Consider the following 25,601-nt stretch of genomic DNA (forward strand, 5'->3'; position numbering starts at 1 on the left):
TGTATTAATGAAACTGTCAATTTACATATTGACAATTTTTTATTTTAACCAGCATTAAAAACGAAATAGCCAAGGAACATTATGCAAGTTCTGAAGAATAATAATTTAAACTATCTCAATATCGTAATACTAAGCATCATTACTGTGTTGACGGTTTTTGTTTCGACTAATTTATACGCTGCACAAGTCAATACAACATTGGCTTTTCCAACGGCAAAAGGATTTGGTAAATACGCAACAGGGGGAGTTAATGGCACGCTTTATAGAGTGACTACATTGGAAGATAATTTAGATAAGCCCCAACCAGGCAGCCTTCGCTATGCAATTGTGCAAAAACATCCTCGCACTGTCGTATTTGCGGTATCAGGTGTGATCAAATTGGCAGGGGAACTTAAAATATCACATGGTAATATCACCATCGCGGGGCAAAGTTCGCCAGGTGGGATTGCCATTGTTGGTGCTCCTGTGACGGTCTCATCCGCAGATAATGTGATTATCCGCTATATGCGCTTTCGCTTAGGTACATTTGGCTATGCTGATGATTCATTAACGGTGCGTAACAGTGAGAATGTCATTATTGATCATTGTTCATTGAGTTGGTCAGTGGATGAAACTGCGAGTTTCTATAATAACCGTAACTTTACATTACAAAATTCCATTATTTCACATAGTTTAAGCCATTCAATTCACCCTAAAGGCGATCATGGCTATGGTGGCATTTGGGGCGGGGCAAATGCGAGCTTTATTAATAATATAATTGCCAATCATGCCAGTAGAACTCCTAGGCTTAATGGTCATAGGCTAAAATCACCGTATTCACAAAATGAAGAGTTTGTTGAGCTTATCAATAATATTATTTTTAACTGGGGACATAATAATGTTTATGGATCAGAAAATGGTCGCTTTAACTTGATTAATAATTACTATAAGCCGGGTAAAGCAAGTAAGATCATGCAGTTTGCTGATATTTGGTATTCCCCAGAGATCAAAGAAAATCAGGCATATATTATGGGTAATGTACTTGAGAATAACCCACAACTGACTGAGCATAATTATTTAGGTGTAAATTATCGCAAAGCGGTTAAAGCAAAACGCACTATTAGTGATGAAAATAGTCAGAGGTTAAGTGATAAAGCAATCATTACATCACCTATGCAAACAACGATGGTTTATGTTAGTGCTGAGCAGGCATTTACTGATGCCATTAAAGGGCAACATATAGGTGCAAGTCGTAATGCACATGGCTATTTCCATGACAGTATTGATACGCTTGTTTATCAACAGCTCACTGATAGTGTCGCGATAAAGAAAAATGGTTTGATTGATCATGAGTTTGAGCTTATTGGTAATTGGGATGCATATAAACAGGAATTTACAGGTGCTCCCGTAATCGTTGATGTTAATGAAGATGGTGTTGCGGATGATTGGTTCAAACAGCATCAGCCTCAATTAAAAAATGCAACTGCAGCGCAGGTTTTGCAGCAGTACTTAAATTCGCTTAGCGACTAACAAAGAACGCCTTGATGACTTAAAATAACCATTAACTCATCAAGGCTTTAATTTTAACAACAATAATGATCAACGAGTTTTAGCAAATTGTGCTGTTAAAAAGTCATCAATAACACTGGTCGTAGGCGTTAACCACGGCTGGAATAACCAAAATGAATGCGGCGCATCATCGAACTGGTAAACATCACTGGGTATATGCAACGCTTGTAACTTTTGTATTGCGCTGTCTCGACCTGCACGAAAGCGTGGCACTGAGCTATTAATGAAAAGTGTCGCAGGCGCGTTTTTATCAATATAGAAAATAGGCGATGCGTCGCGCCAACGCTGTGGGATAGTTTCATACCTACCTCCCAACCACTTGCTGGCTGACGTGACGGTTTTGGTTGGGTTGTTTTCAAAGGGCAGTGCTTCAGGGGACGTGAAGTCACTTAAGCCATCTATATTGATCAGCGCTTGAACATTAAATCGCTTGGAGTTAGTGTCGCTGCTATCAACAATTCCGCCGCAGTAGGCTAACAGCGCGGCTAATTGGCCACCTGCAGAGCCGCCAGATAAAGCAATCTTAGTGCTGTCTATATTATACTGAGTAGCATTATTTTTAAGCCAATAAAACGCATCAACTAAATCCTCAATTGCTGCAGGATAAGGCGCTTCCTCGCTGAGGCGGTAACTGGGCGCAGCAACAATATAACCACGTTCTACCAGCGCAATTGCAAGTGCTGTCATTAATGCGGGGGTGCCTGATTGCCAGCCACCCCCGTGGATCAAAATGATCAAAGGCGCTGTTTGCGTTTGCTGCTTTTGCTGATAAATATCTAAAGTCTGTGCACTGGTTTTAGTTTGCTTGTAAACCAGTGCTTTATGAGCGATGACAGAGTCAGCAAGTGTCGTTGCGGGCACCTGCATGTGTGGATAGTGTTTGATTAGTTTTTTATAAGTATTTTTAACGGTGTAATCAGCTGCTATGCATGGCTCAACAAATAGCAATAATACGGCAATAAAGTTCAACTTTTGATGTTTAAACATATTCATTTAATCCAAAGTGTCGTAACGGGCATAGTCAAAATCGGCATAGCTGCTAGCGCCAGGCGTGTGCGACAGGCTAAATAAGCCTAACTTAGCACCTACCCAGCGGCCTTTTTTAGCTTGGAAGTGTTCACCAATAATTTGAAACTCAGCACTTGCAGCGGTTCTATAACTAAAAATGGCTGTGGCGCCTGGTTGTAGAACGACTTTTAGTTCAAGATAGGGTTGTGTTAATGGTTGTTGCCCTACGATACTTTCTTTACAGCCTTTTCTCGCATTAAAACAGTGCACATAAACTAGCTGTTGTTCGCCAGTAGAAGATGTTTTGATACCCAGCCATGCATAGTCTTCACCAAATAAAATTAGTCCTGAGGAACTAGCTGAGTCTGTTTTGTTGACCTGCAATGTGGTTGTAAAAGCAAACTGTTCTGCAGGGATCTTTTGCAGTAACAAAGAAGGCGTCGACCATAAATTAGTATTATTTTGGGCTGTAATTGGCTGCGAGTATAAGCGTAAAAAGCCGGGGTTGTCTGTCAATGAATACCAGCTGTTACTTGGATTTGCATTCCATTGCCATAATAAGCTTAGCTCAGGGCTGTTGAATTCATCATTGTTCACTATGCTGGTGGGCTGTGGGCTAATTTTGCTTCGAGGCTTAGGGTGCTGTAAAACCGGTTGCCCAGTTCCATTACCATTTTTATCTATGCCAATGATTGGCCAATCATTGTCCCAGTGCATCGGTTGTAAATGAGTGATACGGCCATACGCTTGTTTGCTTTGAAAGTGAATAAACCAGTCCTCATCAAATTGGGTGTGAACCCACGCACCTTGATGAGGACCGTTGATGACTGAGTTGCCTTGTGCCATGACAATTTTGGCTTCATAGGGACCAGTAATATCTTTTGATCTAAATACCGATTGCCAGCCTAAATCTACGCCACCAGTAGGCGCAAAAATATAGTAGTAACCGTTACGTTTATAAAATTTAGGACCTTCAATGGTGCGATATCCAGGGTGATTTTTACCATCGACAATGTGTGTAAATTTATCACTGACCCTACTCGCGTCATCTTTCATTTCACGTAGTGTGAGTACATTATTAAAGCCAGCACGACTTTTTGCCCATGCATGTATTAAGTAGGTTTTACCATTGTCGTCCCATAGAGGTGCCGGATCGATCAATCCTTTACCCGCTAAAATAAGCTGTGGGGTTGACCAAGTTCTAGCAGGATTATCTGTTGTGGTTACATAAATACCAAAATCAGGATCAGGGTAAAAAATCCAAAATTTATTATCATGAAAACGGATTGTGGGCGCCCATACGCCGTTGCCATGTTGTACTTTTGCAAAGTGGGCTTGTTGCAACTGTATTGGCAGCGCATAATTAATTAACTGCCAGTTGACTAAATCGGTAGAGTGTAAAATAGGCAAGCCAGGTGCAGAGTTGAAGCTAGATGCTGTCATGTAATAATCGCCATTAACAGCAACCACATCTGGGTCGGAATAATCGGCATGCAAGATTGGGTTTTTATATTCGACATTACCTAGATCTGCTTGCCACGGACTTTGAGTGTGTGTTGGCGATAGTAATTGCGACTCTTTTGCATAACATTGGCTGCCACTTAAGCAAACAACCAACAGTGCTAAATAGAAATAGTATTGGTTGCTTAGCATCGGTTATTTCTCCATTTCTAAACTAGCAAGAATAAAAGGCCCGACTGCTTTAGGATCGTTCGCACGTACATTTTCACTAATGTAATAAGCAAAGCTGCCATCTCGATAGGGTTTTCCGCCAAGTCCTGCTACTTCACATACTTGTTGGATTGATAAGGTGTTATCTGCTTGTGGTTTAATAAAGTTGCTAACTACAGCATTAAAGGTGTTTTTTGCAATCGCTTGGTAGCTATCAGACAAGTAACCTTGATTAACACCTCTTGCAATCGCATAGCTGAGCATAGCACTGCCTGATGACTCTAAATAATTGCCGTGTAATTCACCTTTATCTGTAACTTGATACCATACACCGGAGTCAGAACGTAGTTTTAACATGTTATCAATCAATGTATTAAAGCGCTGTAATAGCCACACTTTTTTAGGGTAATCATTCGGTAGTTGATCTAATACATCAACCATTGCCATGGCGTACCAACCGATAGAGCGCGACCAATGATTAGGTGATTGTCCGGTTTTTTTATCTGCCCAACGCTGTTGTTTAGACTCATCCCAGCCATGTAAAGGTAAAGCGGTGTCACTGCGATAAGTATGTTTTTCAATTAATTGAAACTGCTTTATAACATCATCATACTGATCTGCTGTCCCAAAGCGGCGGATATATTCGGCATAAAAGGGCGCTGCCATATATAAACCATCAAGCCACATTTGCGAGGTATAGCGTTTTTTATGCCAAAAGCCACCATCAATTGTGCGAGGTTGTAATTTGAACTGTGCATATAGCGTATCGAGGGCAAGGCGATATTTACGGTCTTTTGTTTCATCAAACATAAAAAACAGTAACTTGCCGGCATTGAGCATGTCGAGATTATATTTACTCATTACGTAGGTTTTAATACTGCCATCTTCCATTACTAACGCGTCTACATATTCTTTAATGTAATTGAAATAGCGTTGCTCTGGTTGATGCTGATAGAGCTTGGCAAATGACAGTAACACTAAGCCATGGGTGTAGTCCCAGCGCGGTTCAGTGCGCCAATCAATGGTGTACGCCTGTGGATTACGAGTCATCTCAGAGTTAGCCATTTGCAGGGCATAGCTCAGTGAGTTGTTATTATTTTGCGCAGACACATTCATTATTGAGCAGAATAAGCAGCAGATAAAAAATGAAATAATATTTTTATTTGCGCTGTCTTTATTGGTTTTAATTATACGCATCATAAATCCTTATGAGCTTAGTGTGCTGATGTTGTTGAAGGGAAGTGAGAGTTAGCCGGTAAGCAAAAATGCGATGAACTTTGCTTACCGGCTGACTAATCTATGACTGGTTAGTTGTTACCAGCTAGAAGCTTAGCTACTTCAAGGCTTGCTAGAATGAAGGGACCATTTCCTTTAGGATCATTATTGCTGACCGGCTCACTCATATAATAGTGATAACTACCATCACGGCCAAAGCCAAGGCCTGCAACATAGCATTGGTTGGTCATACTCACCGTGCCATCACTATGGACTAATGTAAATTGGTTAAGTAAACCTTGATACGCTGCAAGCGCGGTGCCTTGATAATCAGCATCGATATAGCCATTATTAAGTGCTTTTGCATAAAAGTAAGCGAACATTGCTGTTGCAGTTGACTCTTGGTAGTTACCTAAAGCCGTTGGTTTGTCTAAAACTTGCCACCATGTGCCGGTATCAGTATCTTGAACTTTGGCTATATCAGTGGCCAACTCTTTTACCATGGCGAGTAAGGTATCGCGTTGCTCTGTGTTTTTTGCTGGGATGTAATCGAGTACATCAACCACTGCCATAGCGAGCCAACCCATACCACGGCCCCAAAACTCTGCGGAAACACCGGTTTGTTTATTCGCCCATGCTTGCTGTTTAGATTCATCCCAACCGTGATAGTACAACCCTGTCTTTGGATCGCGTAGTGCTTCGCGAGTGAGCTTAAATTCGTTTACAACCTCTGAAAAGGTTTCTTGTTGCTGGTGGCCCGTTTCAAATAAGCTACCGTACTGGGCTAAAAAAGGCATACCCATGTAAACGCCATCTAGCCACACTTGATGTTGATATTTGTTTTTGTGCCAAAATGCGCCTTGTGATGTACGTGGCTGTAACTGTAATTGTGCTCGCAAAGCTTTTGCAGCGGATAAGTATTGTTGCTGCTGGGTATCTTGGTATAGCTGAATAAGGTTGCGACCGGGTGGAATATTATCAATATTGAAATTGCTTTGTTTATAGGCGCTGATTTTCCCTTGCTGATCAATAAAGCTGCCAGTAACATGCGCAATCACATCCTTATAAGCTTGTTCATCAGTTGCCAGCCCTAATTGATAATAAGCATAAGGTTGTAAACCGATAATGTCGTATTCAAACTTTGGGCTGCGCTTACGGTTAACATCCCAGCCATTGGCATGATAGCCTAGTGCTTTTCTTTTCAGCTCTGAATCGGCAAGGGCGCGGGCCCATTCAAGGGCTATTTTATCATTAAGCGGTTGCGTCGTTTTTTTTGCTGTAACTGTGGTATGCAAAGTAATGCGTGGTTTAATTGTCAATCTTTCAGCTTGTTGATCAAGGTACTCAATAAAGCTTTCTTTATCGTTGATACCACTTTCAGGTTGCCAAACAGAGGCAAAATAGTAATCAGCATGCAGTGTATTTTGCCCTTTAGGTTTAAGCACTGCAAGGTAGTTATTTTTGTCTTGGCGTACATCAATAACATCACCTTTTTTAAAAAATACCGCCATACCTAAAGCTGATTTATCTAAACTCTGATTGCCCCAACTGGCAATATAGCCATAATTACTCATTGCATCCAGATCACCTTGAATAAACTCAGTATCTGGGTGTTTGACCACACCGGCCACTAAATTAGGCAAATCTTTATCAGTGTTCAGTTCTACATGTGCCAAACGTGAGCCGCCGTGCATACTAATATTGGCTATTAAATCTTGCTGTTGATAGCTATTTTGCCAGCCTTGATACTCAATTTGTATACTGGCGCGTAAATAGCCATTTTCAATAATCCGTGCTGTACGTTTGCTAACATCAGATACATGTTCCAGCTCATCATTACTACCCATCAAACCAAATCCGCCAGCACCTAAAGACTTACCCACTTTAAGGATATCCATGCCCCAGTCTTGTTTGTCATGATACGAAGAATAACCATCAAGGCCGACAGTATGTAGCACAGGTTGTGTTGTTAATTTGCCGAAAATATCAAAACCATTACGCCAATCTAGATAAAAACGGTAACCGACTTTATCCGACTCAATACCTGGGCCTTCGTAACGGATCCAATTTGAATGATCGGTGTAATAATCTGGTGGTGTTAACTCATCAACATTTTTAAATTCACCGCCTACATACTCTTTTTTACCTGTGCCAACTTGGTGTTTTGGCGGACGAGAATGAGGCTGCCATTGACCACCTTGTTTATGGGCAAGATCAGCTTGAACACGTTTTGTTTGTGCTGTGATTGATGGGCTACTTTGCTGTGTAATGGTGACTTCAATCGGTTTATCATTTAAATCGACAATAAAATACACACCATCAAGTTCACCGTCTGAATCAATATCTACTGCTTGGCTTGGTAATACTTGCTGCGCTGTTTTTACAGTTAAAGCAGCAGTTTGGCTAAGACCTAAATCGTAATAGCTAAGATAGATAGGCTCGTCAGGGCGTTTAAACGAAGATGGATTAACAATGTCTACTTTAGCAATTAGTGCGCTACTGAGAGAGTTAGTCTCACTTGCTTGCAATGGTTTTTTAAGGTCAGCTTGTTCTTGGCAGGCAGCCAGTAAAAGGCTAGAGCCTAGAGCTGTTCCCATCATAATGCGCTTTGATAACAGTGATGTTTTTAAAGTCATGGTGTGTCCTCAATGGTTGAGCCACTTAAATTAAGTGGCTCTATTATTGTTATTTATCGAGATTATATGCTTTTTTCACTAGCCCATAGGTTAGTTGATAAGCCAGTGTCTGCGCAGCGATTTCACTAATTTGATGATTAGCTACTAATTCAGCTAAGTATCGGCAGTCAACGCGGCGTGCAACATCATGGCGAGCGGGGATAGATAAAAATGCACGGGTATCGTCATTAAAGCCAACTGTATTGTAAAAACCTGCTGTTTCAGTTGTTTGCTGTCTAAAACGTAGCATACCTGCCGGGCTGTCATGGAACCACCATGCTGGGCCTAATTTTAGGCTAGGGTAGTGGCCTGCTAGTGGCGCAAGTTCACGACTATAGGTAGTTTCATCTAACGTAAATAAGATGATTTTAAGATCCGGGTGATTCCCGTATTTACTCAATAGTGGTTTTAACGCATTAACGTATTCAGTTTGGCTTGGAATATCACAGCCTTTATCACGGCCAAATTGATCAAATACCGCTTGGTTATGATTACGATGTGCACCAGGGTGAATTTGCATCACTAAGCCGTCTTTAATGCTCATACCTGCAAGTTCAGTAAGCATTTGACCTCGGAATAACTCTTGTTCTTGCTCAGATGAATGGCCTGTTCGGCATTTTTCAAATAATGCTTCACACTCAGCTGTAGATAAGTCAGCAGTTAATGCAGTAGGGTGGCCATGATCGGTTGCTGTTGCACGGCCTTCAATACGGAAGTAATCACGACGTATTTGAATTGCTGCTAAATAACCTTGCCAAGTTGATGTATCTTGGTCGGTTATCTCACCAAGTTTAATTACGTTGTCGATAAAATCTTCGCGGCTTGCATCAACCACATCATCCGGTCTAAAGGTGGTGATCACACGTTTTGCCATTGCAGAGCCTGCAATTGCACGGTGGTGCGGGAGTTGATCAAGAGCACCTTCGGTTGTGGCAATCAGTTCAATGTTAAAGCGGTCCATCAGTGCATGAGGCTTGAACTCAGGTGTTGCTAACGCAGCTGTAATTTTTTGATAATAGTGCTGACCATTTTCCGAGCAAAGTTTTTCAGTAAAACCAAATACATCGCTGAATACGGCATCAAGCCAATAGCCGCTAGGTGTGCCTGCGTATAGATGATAGTTATCAGCAAAAATTTGCCATACTTTTTCAGGTTCAGCTGCTTTAGAGCGAGCCATATCGCCTTGAAGGCCATGTTCTGGCACACCTAAATCAGTCATTGGGATACCTTGACTGTAGAGCATTCTAAACACATAGTGATCGGGTTTTATAAACAGCTCGGTTGCATTGCCGAAGTTTTCATTTTCATTAAACCAACGTGGATCAGTGTGACCGTGTGGGCTAACAATCGGTAAGTCTTTAATTGATTCATATAACTTTCTAGCGATAGCAACGACGCTAGGAACGCTTGAAAATAAACGATCTGGGTGCAACTCTAAAGGTTCGATATTGCTCGGCATTGAAGATTCCTTAACTGTTCTGCTTGTATTTTGCCACCGGTGGCATGTAAGAGTAAATTACACTGTCAACGTATGGCAGTCAATATGTTAATTAGTTGTTGTTTAGTACCTGAAGGCAGGCTTGAGTGATTTTTTCATAGTCTTTACTTTGCACCCATTGTGGTTGTGCAATCCATGTACCGCCTACGGCCATCACATTGCTAAGTGCTAAATAGTCTTTAAAGTTTTGCTCATTAATGCCGCCTGTAGGGCAAAAGCGAATATCAGCAAATACGCTGCTGACTGCTTTTAAAAACTGTTCGCCACCACACAAAGAAGCAGGAAACAATTTTTGCTCAGTAAAGCCATATTCTTTAGCAAGTAAAATATCTGCGGTGTTTGAAACACCCGGCACAACAGGGACCGACGATTGGCTAAGGGCATCGAGTAACCGTGGCGATATAGCAGGCGTAACAATAAAATCACTGCCTGCGGCAAGGCTTTTTGCAAGTAACGCTTGATCGGTAATGGTGCCTGCACCTACACATAAATCGGGCAGTGCTTTTTTAATCGCGATTAATGCGTCAAGTGACGCTGGCGTGCGCAGCACAACTTCCACTAATTGGATACCCGCCTTATGCATCGCGGTCGCAATAGCGACACCTTCTTCACTACTATTTGCTTGTATTATAGGCAGTATTGGTTGGGTGCCTAATAATGTTGAAAACGCGTTCATACATCGGTTCCTATCATGATTGCTGTAATTGCGCCATTGTCAGTGGCTGTTTGTTTAAAGTGACATTATCTAAACTCATATTATTTACATGAGCTACGATTGACTGACTGCCTACTTGGTCAAAATGGCAGTTTTTAAAATGAATATCGTTAATTGGTGCGCGTTCAAAGCCATTAAGATAAAACGCTTTACTGAGCACATTTTTACAATGTAAGTTTTCAATTTGAATATCGCGAACTGTTGGATCGAATTGTCCTGCATCGCCTTCTTCATAATAGAAGTTGATCACCACAGCGTTTTTAACGGTGCCAACGTCAACATTACGAATGCGTATATGCTCGATCAAACCGCCACGTACTGAGTTAGTTTTGATACGAATAGCGCGTTCTAGATGCGGGCTGTCCATAGTACAATTTTGCACAAAGACATTGTTTACACCACCTGATATTTCGCTACCAATAACCACTCCACCGTGGCCTTCTTTCATATGGCAGTTTTCAATAACAATGTTTTGTGAGGGGACACCGACACGTCTTCCGTCTGCATTTCGCCCTGATTTAATCGCGATACAGTCATCACCGGTATCAAATACACAGTTTTTAATATGTACATGATCGCAGCTCTCTGGGTCACAACCATCAGAGTTTGGCCCGTGGCTTGAAAAATTAACCTTATCAACCGTAACACTTTGGCATAAAACCGGATTCACTAACCAAAATGGCGAGTTTTTAATTGTCACACCTTGGATTAAAATATTTTTACATTTATACGGTTGAATAAAGGGAGGGCGTAAATAGGCGCCAGTACTGTATATACGTTCGCTTACTGGCACACCAGCTTCGGCATCAACCATCAACTGATCCCGTGCTTCACGCTGGTGCAATACTTTACCTTGACTATCTTTAATTAAATCCCAATGGCCTTCCTTGTGTGGTCCCTTCCAAGGCCACCACGTTTGGTTATCGCCATTTCCTTGGAGTGTTCCTTTACCTGTGATGGCAATATTTTCTTGCTCATAAGCATAGATCAGTGGTGAGTACCCCATCATTTCTAAGCCTTCCCAGCGAGTAAATACCTCGGGTAAGTAATGATTAGGATCAGTGCTGAAACTTAATATTGCCTTATCAGCCAAGTGTAAATTTACGTTAGAAAGTAAATGAATGGCACCGGTCAAGTAGGTACCATTTGGAATGTAGACCTGACCACCTCCTTGTGCGTGGCAGGCTTCAATGGCGCCTTTAATTGCTTGCGTACAATCATATTGTCCATTTTCTTTAGCGCCAAAGTCTTTAATATTAAATTGCTTAGCAGGGAAGGTCGGGACGACAATGTTGGCTTTTATTTGTTCAGCCATTTGCCAATCGTCTGCGCTAATAGGCGCTTCAAAAACATTGAGTAAAGGTGCTGACTGACAGCCCATTAAAGTTGCTGTTACCAAAGTGCTAGAAGCTAATGCTTTGAGAAAATAGCGTCGTTGATTATTCATCTTGTATCCTGCTGCTGTAAATTGGAATTATTATAATAAGCTAACATTAGCAGTTATTGCCACCGGTGGCAATATCATTTTACTACTTAGTTTAAATTATCAAAGATTTATTGTTTTTGAAAAAGTTATTTAAAATTAGTAACTAATAAAATAATCGACAGTAAAAACCATCGATTATGCACGGGGGGGAGTATTATATTGCAGACATAGCCTCAATTAACGAGGCTATGTGTTAATTAAGTTTAGAAAGTGCCCCTTACACCCAGTAAAAACTGGCGACCTGATGACAGATTTTCATAAGGGCGAGGGGTATAAATATCATTCCACATATCTTGTTTTTCATCTGTTAAATTAACGGCTTCAAATGAAACACTCATTTTTTCTGTTAACTTGTAGCGAGCATAAAAAAAGCACGAGGCGATACATCCTCATCAACATCACTATAACGAGTATTGACATTGTAAGCCCCTTTAAAGCCATCATATTGAAATGGAAGCGCCGTTTGTAAGTTAACATTGCCTGAGATGCCACCGTCTTCAAGTTCAGCAGAAACGGTTTTATTAATATCTATTTGGGTAAACAGTTCAGAGGAAAATACATTAAAATCAAATGCACGAGATGTATTTGAACCACCCGCAGCGTCTGTTGCAGCACCAGCAGATGCCGACTCCATACCATTAATTGTGGTTTTGACGTAACGAGAACCTAAACCGCGAATGGTAATTTGACGACCTTCACCTGCATCCTCTTCAATGGAGATACCAGGTACACGCGAAAGTGAGTCAGCAACATTTAAGTAAGGAAATTTACCAATATCTTCAGCAATGATAGTCTCACGTGTACCAACGGCTTCACGCTTAGTCATTAAAGCGGCATTGATACTACCGCGAAAACCTTTTACTTCGATCACTTTAAGTTGATCATCAGCAACAGCTTCATCTTGAGGCGCTGCATATGCTAAGCCACTGGTTAATGCGCCACTGAGTATTAAATTGGTCATCAACTTACTAAGTTTAAAATTATGTGTGCTGGTTGTCATAGTGGTTCCACGTTCTACTTATTGTTATTAAGTTAACATGACTTGAATTAGTGTGTTTGTCATGTACTTGTTCTGATTCTTATTACACCTAACCTAATAATTCATAATGGGAAAAAAACGAGAAAGTATGTAGCGAAGTATTGATTAATTATTTTTGTTACCGGTGGTATAAGTGAGAAGTATAATGTTATTGATGTGATGTCAAACGAAAAAAATAACATAATTCATCTTTAATTTACATTTTCAATGGCGTGCGAATACCATTCAAGTGCAACATTATTTATAAGCACTGTGATTTAACTGATTATTAGCCATCGGCTGCACTACGTTTTAATTATAAATAACTGGTGCACTACCTTAGTCATAGAAAAACAGCTTAATTAAAATGTTAATTAAGCTGTTTACTTTAGGGGAATTTAAAGTTTAAGCATTGCTTTATAAGTTGTAGCGTATTCCTAAAAAGTACTGTCGACCGGTATGATTATATTCACGTGGTAAATCTAAACTACCATCACCCGTGGTATACAGGCGTTCATACTCATCGGTAAGGTTAATTGCTTCAAATGTTACGGTTACATTTTCATTAATATTATAAAAGGCTGATAGGTCAAAATGTGTTGGACCAGATGTCGCTTCTTCAGCATTCCCATTGTTACCTGTGTAATCAGTGATGTAATTGTCGCGTTTATTCACTGAAGCACGAGCGCCATAGTTTTCTTCTTCATAATACAGGGTAAAGTTATAAGAATTTTTAGAAAGACCCGTAATTTCACCTGCAGAGACATACGTATAGTTAGACACTAACCCCATATTTTTTAACAACCCAGGTAGGAATGAAAAAGGTTGCTGATAAATAAGTTCTAGCCCTTTAATCACAGTTCCTTGACCATTTACAGGGACGAAATGTGTGTAAGGGGTAGTTCTAGGATCGAGTGCACTTGATGGATCATATTGCGGATCATTATCAATAAAGGGTAAATAAGCAGGATCGACGAGTTTTTCTTCACTATCACTTTTTATAAAAGAGCCAATATCTTTGTAAAACGCTGTTGCTGCTAATAGCGACTCTTCTGCAAAGTACCATTCAACACCAACGTCTGTATTGGTAGAGGTGAATGGGTCTAAGAATGGGTTACCCGCACTAACAGTGCCGTTTAAATAAGAAAACGATGGATTACCAGGATTGAGTGAACTCAAACTCGGGCGGGTCATGGTTTTAGATAAACCCAGCCTTACAATCACATCATCGGTTGCATCAAGGGCTAAATTTAGCACTGGTAAAATATTGTCATAGCTATTGTCAATTGATACCGCATCAGTTTGAATAAAACCTGTTGATGTGGTTTCAGTTTTTACATAACGAACACCTGCATTAGTTCTGAGCAGCATACTTGAAATTTCATACTCAAAATTTGTTTCGATGTAGGCAGCCATTGTTTCTTCTTCAACTTTCCAGCTCTGCGCACTGCGTGGCACCCACTCTTTAAGTAAAAGCTGTGAATTTATTGCATCAAAATCAGCCACTAGAAAGGGTGATAACGTGCCGTCATAACCGGTGCCAAAATCATCGTAGGGTATTAGCTGAGAAAATCCAGCTGCAGAATCTTGATCAGGAAAACCGTTTATTTGTGATTCATCGTAACTAACCGTTCTGTCGTTATAGGCTATACCGCCTTTGATATTCATCAGATCCATCTCGTATGATAAATCAATTTTAGCGGTGTCATTTTCGCGCAGTACATCTGTTGCACGTAAGCGCCCATCGGCTAAATCAAAAGAGTTGGCATCTAGAGTATCGTAATCGTAATTCATTACAGCGGTATTATTGCTGGTGCCAAAATCCATCGATACTCTATGAGGTGTGTTATTAGTCATGTTATAACGATACTGTTCAGAGCGAGCATCCGATTCAGCAGTGCCCACCATAGCGTCTAATCGAAGGTAATCAGATAAATGATATTTAGCTGAGAATACGTACTGTTGAAATTTTGTTTTTGAAATCTGCTGACGGCTTTCTACTCGAGATTTAACGCCGTTAAATGTCGCTGCTTGGACCTGTTTTCCATTGTCAGAAATCGTAATCGATTCAGGAGTAATTTCGCTGAATGTGTTTCTAAACATCTCGAAAAAGTTGTACATAGTGCGGTCATTATCAAGAGTTGAATGTAATGTATCTAGTGTAAGGACCAGATCATCGTAAGGAGCATATTGTAATGAACCGGTAAAGCCTAAACGTTCTTGTTCATTACCAAAAAAATCAGGGCGAGGCAGGCGAGGCGTATATAAGCAGTTCACAGCATCGACTGTTTGACCTTCGAACTCACAGTCCCCTGTATTGGGTGTGCCAATAACTTCAGTATTAGAGGTGTCAGCATAGATACCGCCACCATCGAGTACGGGGGTGGTCCAGCGAACTGTACCAAAGCCTTCTTGGCGTACGGTGCGTTCAGATTTTGCGACAGAGAATAAAGCCCCGATTGTATCATCAGCAAATGTGTTGCTGATCATAAATACCATCCGTGGGTCGACTTCTTCAGTGAGGTCGTTATAACCGGCTTGCGCGGACGCTGCAACATGAAAGCCTGTTGTGTCAAAAGGACGTGCAGAATACATATCAATAGTGCCCGCTATACCACCTTCTTCAGTTGCGGCCGTGGGCGTTTTTTGGATATCAACACGATTAAATAGTTCGGATGCAAATATATTAAAGTCAAATGCACGGCCACCGTTTACGCCGCCACCAGAGTCGGTGCCATCGGTACTAGCAGGTACTTCCATACCATTAAGTGTTGTGCGGGTAAAAGCCGGACCTAAGCCACGCAACGTAATTTGACGTCCTTCACCACCTTCACGAGAAATAGCTACCCCAGGAATACGTTGTAATGATTCTGCGATATTCAGATCAGGGAATTTACCAATATCTTCAGCCGCGATGGATTCAGTGGTATTTACTTCAAAACGTTTAGTTGCTAAGGATTTATTTAATGATGATCTAAATCCAGTTACTTGAATTAACTCTATGTCATTTTGGGCTTTAGTATCTGTTTGTGGCTGTTCATCGGCTGCGATTGCATACGATGTTGTGCCCAGTAGTAAGGCACTAACAATGCAGTTAAGTGGTTTGATAACGAACTTATTTGCAGTCTTCATTGTGTGTTCCTTTTTTATGCTGTTGATTTGAGCTTTTATTTTTATCACTTTATCTAGCCAGTAAAATGTAAGTCTATGATTAAAAGTCATAAAACTATTATTTTAATCAGTAGCGATATCAGGGAAATAAAATTGCTACCGGTGGCATAAAAATCAAGTTATATCTAAAAAAGCGTATTGTCAAACCTAGTAAATTACATTTTTCATACTTCATTTACATTTTTTGCAGTAAAAGTACATTAAGGACTGGTTTAATTTTATTCAGCACCATGATTTAACTTGTTATTTGCCACCGGTGGCAGTTGGTGGTATGTTTATAACGACAACCACAATTAAGTAAAATTATTTTTTCACTCAATTACAAAAGATAATTTTATAAAGAGCTAAACTGATTTTTTAAAAACAATAAAGAGCGAGTAGAATGGTAAAATTAATAGCAGCAATATTTATCATGGTGAGTTTTTCAAGTATGTCAGCAACTACTAAAGTTCAGCTTTTTATGGCAGGGGATTCAACCATGTCAATTAAAGAAGTGAAGGATTACCCTGAAACAGGTTGGGGAATGCCCTTTAGTATCTTTTTTAATGATAGCATCGACGTTAAAAATCGTGCTAAAAATGGTCGTAGTACACGTACCTTTATCAGTGAAGGCTTGTGGGCGGGCATTATAAATGAACTTAATAAAGATGATTTTGTGATCATTCAATTTGGTCATAACGATCAGTCAAAACAGAAAGTAGACCGCTACACTACACCAGAGCAATATAAGCAAAACCTAGTTAATTTTATTGCTGAAGTAAGAGCAAAGCAGGCACAGCCATTACTGATGACCCCGGTAACGCGACGTTATTTTGATGAAAAAGGTCAGATCAAGGACACCCATCCTATTTACGCTGATATAGTAAGAGATGTAGCTAAACAGACAGGGGTCGATTTTATTGACATGGAACGGGTGACCCAACAGTATTTTCAAAAGCTTGGTGGGATCAACTCACGCTTACGTTTTATGCATATAGCACCTAACTTGCATCCAAATTACCCTATAGGCGTAGAAGACAATACCCATTTCAATGAACTCGGTGCTCGAGAAGTTGCTCAATTAGTATTAATAGAAATGAAAAAAATAAATCACCCACTCGTTAAGCAATTACGCATACCTGATCCAAAACATTTAAAATAAAAATAATTTTTATAAATCATATTGTTATGTTTGATACAGCTAATAACGTGTGTAGTTTATTTATGTATTGTAATTGCATTGAATGAGTGTAATTGCATTGAATGAGTGTAAGTGCATCTAATGCAATAATCACTCTGCACTTAGCTTAATAGACAGGATCAATTGATTAGTTAAAATCAATGATTGAATTAACCACCCAGCAGACCCATTAATGGAATGATGGTTAAATTATTTTGACTATCTTCATCACTTAATTAAAGGCAATGAGGAGTAAACATGTCTGGGTTATCTGCAATACCGTTTTCTTTACTTGAGCTTAGCCCAATGAAAGAAGATGCCACCGTCTCAAGTACTCTTGCAAATAGTGTCGCTTATGCACAAAAAGCTGATGAACTCGGTTTTAACCGATTTTGGATGGCTGAACATCATAATATGCCGGGAATTGTCTGCGCGGCAACCTCTGTATTAATTGGCCACATAGCAGGGCAAACTAAAACTATACGAGTAGGTGCTGGTGGCGTTATGTTACCAAATCACCCGCCACTGATTGTTGCAGAGCAATACGGCACATTAGAGAGTTTATACCCTGGGCGTATTGATTTAGGTTTAGGCCGCGCACCAGGTAGCGATCATATAACCAGTCGTGCTCTGCGCCGAGATGAACGACGCGCTGAAAACTTTGCCGATGAAGTCACTGAACTGCAAACTTTATTAGGCCCTTACGATGGTAGTCACCCTGTTCGCGCTATACCGGGTGAGGACACAAAAGTTCCGATTTGGTTATTAGGCTCGAGTTTATTTAGCGCGCAACTAGCAGCGCAAAAAGGGTTACCGTACGTATTTGCAGGGCATTTTGCACCGCGCTTTGTGCACGACGCAATAGCGCTGTATAAGCGCGAATTTAAAGCATCAAGCGTACTTGATAAGCCATACGTAATGCTTGCACTGCCTTTAGTGGCAGCAGACACCGACGATGAAGCGCAATACTTGTCGACTACTTCTAAGCAACGTGTACTCGAACTTATACGCGGTAATGAGCTGTGGTTAAAACCACCCGTTGAAAGTATGGACGGGTTATGGAGCGAGCAAGAGCGCGCTCATGTAGAGAACTTTTTAAGCCTAAGCGTAGTAGGCGGGCATGTAAGTATTAAACACAAGTTAGAGATGATAGCGAAACAGCTAGAAGTAGATGAGTTTATATTTACCAATGATGTGTTTGATAGTGAAAAACGCCACCGTGCACTCGAAATTTTAATGGAAATAAAACACTAAAATATAGTTAGTTAAGCAAGCGTACACTCTGGGCTTGTTAATATACAGACATCATCAAAAGTTAAACTTTTTTAACTCATTTTATTAACTTTAAGTGATGTCTGTATTTGTTATTTAAATATTAAAAGTAAATTTGATTTCTATTTTTAGTACATATTTTGCTTTATATACCGTTCTGTTTTTTCAATTGAACTGATTTAAATAATCAATTTTAAGATATCACTTTTGTTTTTTATAATGTAGCTATTAAACCAGACATCATAAAATTAAAGGCAGGTACACCGTGAACTCTCTAAACACCGCAACAGCTAATTCAGTTAACAAAACAGCGCAGCCAAAAGTTGCTCTGATTGCTGAAGGTGGCGGGCAGCGAGGGATATTCACAGCTGGCGTACTTGATGCGTGGTTAGAGCAAAGCTATGACCCTTTTGATTTATTTATTGGTACTTCAGCGGGTTCACAAAACTTAACTAGCTACTTAGCGCGTCAAAAAGGCTACGCTAAACGCCTGATTAGAGGACTTTCGCGCAATAAGCGTTTTTTTCAGCTTGGTCGCGGATTAGTGGGTAAGCATATAGTTGATCTAGATTGGTACTTTGACAAAACCACTGAAGTAAACAGAGCTATAGATTTCAAAACAGCGAAAACTAGTTTAGGTGAGCGTGAACTACTTATAACAGCCACAAATGCACGAGACAGAAAAGCTTATTACTTATCGCCTACAGGTGATAGCAGTCAATGGCGTGATTTGTTAAAGGCTTCTAGCGCACTTCCGTTTTTATACAAACAAGGTGTAAAGTTAACACCTTGGTTAAACGCAAAAGCAGCGAATGAAACACATCTTGTTGAAGAACAAGCACAGAGCGATTTTTATCTAGACGGCGGTTTAGCCGCTCCACTCCCCGTGCGTGAGGCTTACAACCGAGGTGCTCGTAAAATTGTTGTAATAAGAACGGTTGACGCTAATTTTCAAGCGCAATCTGCATGGGTACAAAAGCTAAGAACATTTGCTATAGCATCAGGCTATTGTCCAAAAACATTGGACTACTTGATACAGCACGAAAAAGCGTATTTAGATGAGCTTGAGTTTATTGCAAATCCACCAAGTGATGTGGAAATAATACAAATTTTTGCAGACGAAAAACTGCATAGCAAATTATTAGGTAGTTCAAATAACGATTTACGTTTTGATCATAAATTAGGCTTAGCTGCAGGTCGATCTTATTTAGCGCAGCAAAGCCAATCTGAGATCAGCAATACGCATAATTACTCACAAAGCGAGTATCGTTACAATTAAGCCAATCGGATTCCCAAATCATGAATAATACTGCGACTAAAAGTTGCAGTATTATTCATTTAAATGCCTTTTATTTAAATGACACCCACCCTAATTTGTACATTTATCAACCCCTAGATTCTAATTGGAAGTGCACCACCTAATTCATTATAGACTTCATTTGGTGTTTTAAATCCTAAACATTTTCTAGGGCGATTATTTAGTTGTTCCTCTACTTTTTTTAATTGCTGATGGCTTACTTTGCTAAAGTTTGTTTTCTTCGGGTAATACCTTCTAATTAAACCATTTATTTGTTCTACAGCACCTTTTTCCCAGCTGTGGTAAGGCTCACAAAAATAAGATTTATTTTTCAAAATGGCTTCTACTTTTTTAAACTCTGTATTTTCAGAACCATTGTCATAAGTTATCGATAAACAAGCACTCGGTGGGTAAATAGATAGTTTTTTACATATTGCATTCGATGTCGCTAGAGCTTTTTTAGATGGTAATTTGGTGATATGACACACTCTAGAAACTCGTTCAAGTAACACATTCAGCGCACATTTTCTGTCGTGAATACTTAAAACATTATAAATAGGTGTCATTTAAGTATTCTTTTAAATATTAAAAATAACTTAAGTTGATGAAAGTAATATGCTTGTTTCACTATTTAAAATACCGTCAATTTCGCGTACTTGCCTTAGCACTCCATCAAACTCACTTAAATTTGCAGCTTGAAGCTCTGCAACTAAATCCCATGCACCATTGGTGGTGTGTAATTTTATAAGCTCGGGTATTCCGCGCATTGTTTTAATTACTTGTGAGGTAGATTTACCAACGACTTCTATCATCATAATTGCGCGCACGGCTTCTGTTTCTATGTGTTCGTGAACGCGTACAGTAAACCCTAATATTGCGCCTGAGCTAACTAATCTGTCTAACCTATTTTGCACTGTCCCGCGTGATACATTTAAAGAACCGGCTAAAGCTGAAATAGAAGCGCGGCCGTCTTTTCGTAATTCAGCTATTAAAGCATTATCAAGAGAGTCATAAATATAAGGAGTCATAAATCAAACCTTTAAAAGAAGTTACTGACCAAAATACATAAATTGTACATAACTGCATAGCAAAATGATAAAAATTAGTACTATTTGTGTAATTAATTGCCATATTAAATAGCACGTAGCCTCGCTAAACTTGTTTTAAATTAACTAATACATTATTCAAGAGGTTTCAGCATGAGTCATTTTATAGCACAGCCAAAACAAGGCGTTCCATTTATTAGCGTTCAGGCAATGGCTAAGCTTATAAATAGCTTAGGGGTCGAAAACGTTTTGCTAGATCTAACACATAAATTAGAAACCGACTTTGCCCGTTGGACTGAGTTTGATAAGTCACCTCGCTATGCAGCACACTCACCAGAGGGTGTAATAGAGCTAATGCCTGTAAGTGATGGCCAAATGTTCAGCTGTAAATATGTAAATGGTCACCCAAAAAACACCTTTAGAGAACTTCAAACAGTCGCTGCATTTGGTATTTTAGCAGATGTAGATAGTGGCTATCCGGTTATGATAAGCGAAATGTGTTTACTAACAGCACTACGTACAGCTGCAACTTCTGCAATGGTAGCTAAATATTTAGCACCTAAAAACTCAACAACCCTTACTTTAATAGGCAATGGCGCTCAATCAGAGTTTCAGGCACTCGCTTTTAAAGCGGTACTAGGTATTACGCATATTCGTTTATACGATATAGATAAAAGCGCCTCTAAAAAAGCATTTGCTAATTTAAGTGCATGCGGGTTAAACGTGGCTATTTGTAATAGTGTACAAGAGGCAGTAAAAGGGGCAGATATTATCACTACCTGTACTGCTGATAAAACTAACGCCACTATTTTAACAAATGACATGATCCCACAAGGTGTGCACATTAATGCCATAGGTGGTGATTGCCCAGGTAAAACAGAGTTAGATGCTAGATTGCTTGAGCGTGCTAATGTATTTGTTGAGTACGAGCCACAAACTCGAATAGAGGGCGAAATTCAACAAATGAGTCCAAGCTTTACAGTAACTGAGTTTCATAAAGTTATTAATAAGCAGTCGCTTGGGCGTACTAGCCAAGATGAATTAACCATTTTTGACGGCGTTGGTTTTGCGAGCGAAGACTTTACAGCACTGGTATTTATACGCGATGAGCTAATTAAAACGGGCGAGTTTGCTTTGCTTGATTTAATTACACAACAAGCGGACCCTCGTAATTTATTTTCAGTGCTTAGTGATCAACCATTAGTAAAAGAGCACGTGGCATGAGCGAAGTAAACCAAGCCCCCAGAGCTGTAGTGATGGTAAGGCCACATCACTTTACATCTAACCCACACACAATGCTCGATAACGCATTTCAAAGTGAATGCTTAGCACAAAATCAAAGTGAACAAGCATTTAAAGAAGTGACTAATGCCGTACAAATATTAAAAAATGAAGGGGTAACAGTTCACCTTTTTGAAGATGAGCAAACACACACTCCCGATTCAGTTTTTCCTAACAATTGGTTTTCAACTCATCAAAGTGGCCAATTAATAATCTATCCAATGTTTGTAGAAAACAGAAGGTTAGAATATCGAAAAGATATTATTGATTTTTTAACGGATCACTATAAAGTATCTTCAGTGACTGATTATTCATTTTTATCGAAAGAAAATTCATTTCTTGAAGGCACTGGTTCACTGGTTGTCGATCATCAAAATAAACTCGCTTACGCGGTAGAATCAAAAAGAACTACCAAGTCGGTGGTTAATACAATATGTGAGCAATTAAAACTATCACCTATAGTGTTTAACGCATATGACGAGCAAGGAACTGCGGTTTATCACACTAATGTTTTAATGTGTATTGCTACAAAATTTGTAATGATCAGTTTAAATATGGTGCCAATTGAACAACGTGCACAGTTAGCTAAACATTTTTTGAAAAGCCATCATCAAGTTATCGATTTAACGCTTGAGCAAATTAATAACTTTTGTGGCAATGCTATTGAGCTACAGGGTAAAAATGGTCGTATTTTAGCCTTATCGCAAACTGCGTTTAATGCACTTACACCGGCACAAATAACAGTTATACAAAAAACGGCTAAGCTTGTGCCATTACCTATACCTACTATTGAGTCGGCTGGTGGCTCAGTTAGGTGCATGATTGCAGGAGTTCATTTGCAAAATAAATAATGTATAGTTTTAAGGCAGCTTAGCTGCCTTATTTGCATTAAATTTTTAGTCGATGTCGCAAGCAAATGCCGTTATACCCAAAAAAGGGTATTAATATAAAAAATATAAGAAGGAATTAGCAATGTTCGATACCGTCGTCAAAAGCGTAAACAACCTTTTATGGGGAGAAGGGCAGGTACTTATTTATATACTCTTGTTTACGGGGGTATGGTTTTCAGTACGACTAAAAGCAATTCAAATACTTAAATTTAAACATATGTTTAGCCTTTTAAAAGGCAGTAGTAAATGTAAAAAAAACGACATTTCATCATTCCAAGCATTGTGTACAGGGCTTTGTGCACGGGTAGGTACCGGTAATTTAGCCGGTGTGGCAGTGGCAATTTCACTTGGCGGCAGCGGCGCTATATTTTGGATGTGGGTTATAGCCATATTGGGTATGGCTACAGGCTTTGCCGAAAGCGTACTTGGGCAAGTATATAAAGTGCGCGATAGTGGCGGCGAGTTTAGAGGCGGGCCTGCGTATTATATTCAACAAGGTTTGGGTAGCCGAGCATTCGCAATTGTGTTTGCCGCGTGTTTGTTTTTAGGTTACGGATTTACGTTTAGCGCAATGCAAACTAACACAATTACTGACGCACTTAACTACGCGTTTGAAGTTCCTACATTTTATTCAGGCCTAGTTATTACCGTATTAGCGGGCTCAATTATACTCGGTGGCTTTAAAGCAATTGCCCGATTTGCAGAGCGCGTTGTGCCAATAATGGGCATTGTGTTTGTACTTGCGGCGGTAATTATTACGATTATAAATTTCACGCAAGTACCCGCCATGCTTAAAGATATATTTTTATCAGCGTTTGGTTTACAAGAAGCAGGCGCCGGTGCAATGGGCGCTGCGATTAAAAACGGTATTCAACGTGGTTTATATTCTAATGAGGCCGGTGCAGGTAGTGTGCCGCATGCTTCAGCAAGTGCCAGCCCAATTCCTAATCACCCTGTAACGCAAGGTTACATACAAATGCTAGGCGTATTTTTCGATACAATTGTACTGTGTAGCTGTACCGCTGTGATCATTTTATTGGCCGATATAGACATAAGCGGTGAAATGGAAGGCATTCGTTTAACACAAAGCGCGATGACTGCTCACTTAGCACAAGGTGGTGTTTACTTTGTAGCAGCCGCTATAACCTTATTTGCTTTTACATCGGTGGTGGCAAACTACGCCTATGCAGAGAGCAACTTGCACTTATTTAAGCTCGACAACAAAGTAGGGCGCGGCATTTACACTTTGCTTTATTTATCAATGATGTTGTGGGGCGCGTCGGCCACATTAAAAGAAGTCTGGGATTTAGCCGATATTGCCTTAGGATTAATGACAGTGGTTAACGTTATCGCTATTATACTGTTAACGCCGACTATTTTGTCTGTTACGAGCGATTACCACGCACAAAGAGACAAAGGTTTAGAGCCCGAATTTAAAGTAAAAGATGTAAAAGTACAGGGCAAATGTGAAGACGGCATTTGGGATTAATTCACGTACTTTAAGCACACTTAACTATAAAAAGCGGTTTTATGGCAACATGAAATCGCTTTTTGTTTTGCATAAGTATTCACTTTCAGTGTTGTAGAAATAACAGAAGCAACCAAAATAAAAGGCACAATTTTTTAGATGATCGAGATTAACGCAGGGAAAACAGCGGCTAAAATTATTAACGAACAGGGCTTTAAACCTGAACTTTTCACCTCTTTTTTAGGTGCAAGTGGTGGGCCAAAGTGGTTTACCTTATTTGGGTTGGATAAGTATATTTTTGGTGAATTTTTTAAAAACCGAACCCGGCCACTTAATTTAATTGGCTCATCTGCCGGCGCTTTTCGCTCTGCGTGTTTTGCACAAAACGATCCCGTTGCTGCCATTGAGCGCTTAGCAAAATCGTATTCGCAAACCCGATACTCAAGTAATAAACCAACACCAAGTGAAATAACAATAAAAGCGCGCGCATTACTTGAAGATGTTTTTGGCGATAACGGCGTAACCGAAATTATAAATAACCCAATATTTAAAGCGCACTTTATAGTAGCAAAATCGAATGGCTTTATTGCCAGCGAAAATAAAATAATACAACTACTGGGTTTATCAAAAAGTTATATGCTAAACCGCGTTAACCGAAAATTATTAGGCTCACAGTATGAGCGTTTTATATTTGGCCCAGCAACAAGTGACTTATCAATTACCGACAGCTACAATTTTAAAACGCAAAACATAGCGCTTACTCAAAATAATTTAAAAGATGCATTACTTGCATCGGGTTCAATACCACTTGTTATGCAAGGCATAAAAAATATTGCAGGCTCGCCGCAAGGAATATATCGCGACGGCGGAATTATCGATTACCACTTTGATTTAAAAATTAATAACCCAGGCTTAATTTTATATCCGCATTTTAATAGCGATCCAAAAGCAGGGTGGTTCGATAAAAATTTAAAACGTAAAGTGTCACCACTTAATTACGACAATGTAGTGATGATCACCCCATCAAAAGAATTTGTAGCAAGCTTACCCTACGGAAAAATTGTGAGCGTCTAGCGAACTACACCTATGTTTTAAAATTCCAGGGTAACAAGCTGTCGATATCGGGCTCAGGCTGGCACAGTTCATCAAGGCAAGCACAGATGTAATTAAATGGGATTAGACC

At 39.8% G+C, this 25,601-nt stretch carries 20 protein-coding genes; 8 read left to right on the forward strand and 12 right to left on the reverse strand.

The window, feature by feature from the left end; translation table 11 throughout:
• Positions 1–144 precede the first annotated feature (144 nt).
• Positions 145–1,509, forward strand: coding sequence for a pectate lyase family protein (locus I6F10_RS10300; RefSeq protein WP_331461828.1), 1,365 nt, complete (start codon positions 145–147; stop codon positions 1,507–1,509).
• A gap of 69 nt (positions 1,510–1,578) precedes the next feature.
• Here the strand turns inward: I6F10_RS10300 and I6F10_RS10305 are convergent, their stop codons facing one another.
• The 10 genes from I6F10_RS10305 to I6F10_RS10345 all read right to left on the reverse strand — a co-directional run bounded on the left by I6F10_RS10305 (position 1,579) and on the right by I6F10_RS10345 (position 15,966).
• Positions 1,579–2,541 carry an alpha/beta hydrolase gene (locus I6F10_RS10305; protein ID WP_231619923.1) on the reverse strand — a complete coding sequence of 321 codons (963 nt, stop codon included), beginning with the start codon at positions 2,539–2,541 and terminating at the stop codon, positions 1,579–1,581.
• On the reverse strand, positions 2,542–4,209 hold the full coding sequence (locus I6F10_RS10310) for a glycoside hydrolase family 43 protein (RefSeq protein ID WP_165742672.1): 1,668 nt from the start codon (positions 4,207–4,209) through the stop codon (positions 2,542–2,544).
• Between the two features lie 3 nt (positions 4,210–4,212).
• Positions 4,213–5,424, reverse strand: coding sequence for a glycoside hydrolase family 88/105 protein (locus I6F10_RS10315; protein WP_165742688.1), 1,212 nt, complete (start codon positions 5,422–5,424; stop codon positions 4,213–4,215).
• A 110-nt stretch (positions 5,425–5,534) separates the two neighbouring features.
• Entirely contained in the window at positions 5,535–8,078 is a 2,544-nt protein-coding gene (locus tag I6F10_RS10320) for a glycoside hydrolase family 88 protein (RefSeq protein ID WP_197098793.1), read from the reverse strand.
• A 49-nt stretch (positions 8,079–8,127) separates the two neighbouring features.
• A complete protein-coding gene (gene uxaC / locus I6F10_RS10325) occupies positions 8,128–9,576 on the reverse strand; it encodes a glucuronate isomerase (protein ID WP_165742674.1) in 1,449 nt (482 codons plus the stop codon).
• A 91-nt stretch (positions 9,577–9,667) separates the two neighbouring features.
• The gene (gene eda / locus I6F10_RS10330) at positions 9,668–10,291 is read right to left on the reverse strand and encodes a bifunctional 4-hydroxy-2-oxoglutarate aldolase/2-dehydro-3-deoxy-phosphogluconate aldolase (RefSeq protein WP_064664870.1); all 624 of its coding nucleotides are present in this window, start codon (positions 10,289–10,291) and stop codon (positions 9,668–9,670) included.
• Between the two features lie 13 nt (positions 10,292–10,304).
• Positions 10,305–11,777: a glycoside hydrolase family 28 protein gene (locus I6F10_RS10335; RefSeq protein ID WP_165742675.1), complete on the reverse strand. Its 1,473-nt coding sequence runs from the start codon at positions 11,775–11,777 to the stop codon at positions 10,305–10,307.
• Between the two features lie 242 nt (positions 11,778–12,019).
• The gene (locus I6F10_RS20390; RefSeq protein ID WP_269435818.1) at positions 12,020–12,154 is read right to left on the reverse strand and encodes a hypothetical protein; all 135 of its coding nucleotides are present in this window, start codon (positions 12,152–12,154) and stop codon (positions 12,020–12,022) included.
• A gap of 8 nt (positions 12,155–12,162) precedes the next feature.
• Positions 12,163–12,816, reverse strand: a complete 654-nt coding sequence (locus I6F10_RS10340; protein ID WP_231619925.1) for a TonB-dependent receptor plug domain-containing protein — start codon at positions 12,814–12,816, stop codon at positions 12,163–12,165.
• Positions 12,817–13,251: 435 nt separating this feature from the next.
• Complete coding sequence (locus I6F10_RS10345; protein WP_165742676.1) at positions 13,252–15,966, reverse strand: TonB-dependent receptor; 2,715 nt, start codon at positions 15,964–15,966, stop codon at positions 13,252–13,254.
• A 421-nt stretch (positions 15,967–16,387) separates the two neighbouring features.
• On the opposite strand from I6F10_RS10345, the gene I6F10_RS10350 reads away from it, so the two are divergent.
• The 3 genes from I6F10_RS10350 to I6F10_RS10360 all read left to right on the forward strand — a co-directional run bounded on the left by I6F10_RS10350 (position 16,388) and on the right by I6F10_RS10360 (position 19,715).
• Positions 16,388–17,146, forward strand: coding sequence for a rhamnogalacturonan acetylesterase (locus I6F10_RS10350; RefSeq protein ID WP_165742677.1), 759 nt, complete (start codon positions 16,388–16,390; stop codon positions 17,144–17,146).
• A gap of 276 nt (positions 17,147–17,422) precedes the next feature.
• Complete coding sequence (locus I6F10_RS10355; RefSeq protein ID WP_165742678.1) at positions 17,423–18,418, forward strand: LLM class flavin-dependent oxidoreductase; 996 nt, start codon at positions 17,423–17,425, stop codon at positions 18,416–18,418.
• Between the two features lie 283 nt (positions 18,419–18,701).
• Positions 18,702–19,715 (forward strand): patatin-like phospholipase family protein, encoded by a 1,014-nt coding sequence (locus tag I6F10_RS10360; RefSeq protein WP_165742679.1) that lies wholly within the window; start codon positions 18,702–18,704, stop codon positions 19,713–19,715.
• A gap of 113 nt (positions 19,716–19,828) precedes the next feature.
• Here I6F10_RS10360 and I6F10_RS10365 read toward each other — a convergent pair whose 3' ends face one another.
• Together I6F10_RS10365 and I6F10_RS10370 are read right to left on the reverse strand one after the other, a co-directional pair.
• Positions 19,829–20,299, reverse strand: a complete 471-nt coding sequence (locus I6F10_RS10365; RefSeq protein ID WP_165742680.1) for an IS30 family transposase — start codon at positions 20,297–20,299, stop codon at positions 19,829–19,831.
• Between the two features lie 30 nt (positions 20,300–20,329).
• On the reverse strand, positions 20,330–20,761 hold the full coding sequence (locus tag I6F10_RS10370; protein ID WP_007377579.1) for an Lrp/AsnC family transcriptional regulator: 432 nt from the start codon (positions 20,759–20,761) through the stop codon (positions 20,330–20,332).
• 171 nt (positions 20,762–20,932) lie between these two features.
• Here I6F10_RS10370 and I6F10_RS10375 point away from each other — a divergent pair, with 171 nt between their 5' ends.
• From I6F10_RS10375 to I6F10_RS10390, 4 genes are all read left to right on the forward strand, one after another.
• The gene (locus tag I6F10_RS10375) at positions 20,933–22,003 is read left to right on the forward strand and encodes an ornithine cyclodeaminase (RefSeq protein ID WP_165742681.1); all 1,071 of its coding nucleotides are present in this window, start codon (positions 20,933–20,935) and stop codon (positions 22,001–22,003) included.
• Complete coding sequence (ctlX, locus tag I6F10_RS10380; protein WP_165742682.1) at positions 22,000–22,911, forward strand: citrulline utilization hydrolase CtlX; 912 nt, start codon at positions 22,000–22,002, stop codon at positions 22,909–22,911. The genes I6F10_RS10375 and ctlX overlap by 4 nt, the downstream gene beginning before the upstream one ends.
• Positions 22,912–23,032: 121 nt before the next feature.
• Complete coding sequence (locus I6F10_RS10385) at positions 23,033–24,439, forward strand: alanine/glycine:cation symporter family protein (protein WP_024609079.1); 1,407 nt, start codon at positions 23,033–23,035, stop codon at positions 24,437–24,439.
• A 138-nt stretch (positions 24,440–24,577) separates the two neighbouring features.
• Positions 24,578–25,492, forward strand: coding sequence for a patatin-like phospholipase family protein (locus tag I6F10_RS10390; RefSeq protein WP_231619926.1), 915 nt, complete (start codon positions 24,578–24,580; stop codon positions 25,490–25,492).
• Positions 25,493–25,601: the final 109 nt, after the last annotated feature.

Source organism: Pseudoalteromonas sp. SWYJZ98, from assembly GCF_015864495.1.
In the GTDB taxonomy this organism is placed as follows: domain Bacteria; phylum Pseudomonadota; class Gammaproteobacteria; order Enterobacterales; family Alteromonadaceae; genus Pseudoalteromonas; species Pseudoalteromonas distincta.

Bases quoted from the DNA above. Each gene is read 5' to 3' on its own strand.
- I6F10_RS10305 (WP_231619923.1), bottom strand. From the start codon at position 2,541: ATGAATATGTTTAAACATCAAAAGTTGAACTTTATTGCCGTATTATTG.
- I6F10_RS10310 (WP_165742672.1), bottom strand. From the start codon at position 4,209: ATGCTAAGCAACCAATACTATTTCTATTTAGCACTGTTGGTTGTTTGC.
- I6F10_RS10315 (WP_165742688.1), bottom strand. From the start codon at position 5,424: ATGCGTATAATTAAAACCAATAAAGACAGCGCAAATAAAAATATTATT.
- I6F10_RS10320 (WP_197098793.1), bottom strand. From the start codon at position 8,078: ATGACTTTAAAAACATCACTGTTATCAAAGCGCATTATGATGGGAACA.
- uxaC (WP_165742674.1), bottom strand. From the start codon at position 9,576: ATGCCGAGCAATATCGAACCTTTAGAGTTGCACCCAGATCGTTTATTT.
- eda (WP_064664870.1), bottom strand. From the start codon at position 10,291: ATGAACGCGTTTTCAACATTATTAGGCACCCAACCAATACTGCCTATA.
- I6F10_RS10335 (WP_165742675.1), bottom strand. From the start codon at position 11,777: ATGAATAATCAACGACGCTATTTTCTCAAAGCATTAGCTTCTAGCACT.
- I6F10_RS20390 (WP_269435818.1), bottom strand. From the start codon at position 12,154: ATGAGTGTTTCATTTGAAGCCGTTAATTTAACAGATGAAAAACAAGAT.
- I6F10_RS10340 (WP_231619925.1), bottom strand. From the start codon at position 12,816: ATGACAACCAGCACACATAATTTTAAACTTAGTAAGTTGATGACCAAT.
- I6F10_RS10345 (WP_165742676.1), bottom strand. From the start codon at position 15,966: ATGAAGACTGCAAATAAGTTCGTTATCAAACCACTTAACTGCATTGTT.
- I6F10_RS10350 (WP_165742677.1), top strand. From the start codon at position 16,388: ATGGTAAAATTAATAGCAGCAATATTTATCATGGTGAGTTTTTCAAGT.
- I6F10_RS10355 (WP_165742678.1), top strand. From the start codon at position 17,423: ATGTCTGGGTTATCTGCAATACCGTTTTCTTTACTTGAGCTTAGCCCA.
- I6F10_RS10365 (WP_165742680.1), bottom strand. From the start codon at position 20,299: ATGACACCTATTTATAATGTTTTAAGTATTCACGACAGAAAATGTGCG.
- I6F10_RS10370 (WP_007377579.1), bottom strand. From the start codon at position 20,761: ATGACTCCTTATATTTATGACTCTCTTGATAATGCTTTAATAGCTGAA.
- I6F10_RS10375 (WP_165742681.1), top strand. From the start codon at position 20,933: ATGAGTCATTTTATAGCACAGCCAAAACAAGGCGTTCCATTTATTAGC.
- ctlX (WP_165742682.1), top strand. From the start codon at position 22,000: ATGAGCGAAGTAAACCAAGCCCCCAGAGCTGTAGTGATGGTAAGGCCA.
- I6F10_RS10385 (WP_024609079.1), top strand. From the start codon at position 23,033: ATGTTCGATACCGTCGTCAAAAGCGTAAACAACCTTTTATGGGGAGAA.
- I6F10_RS10390 (WP_231619926.1), top strand. From the start codon at position 24,578: ATGATCGAGATTAACGCAGGGAAAACAGCGGCTAAAATTATTAACGAA.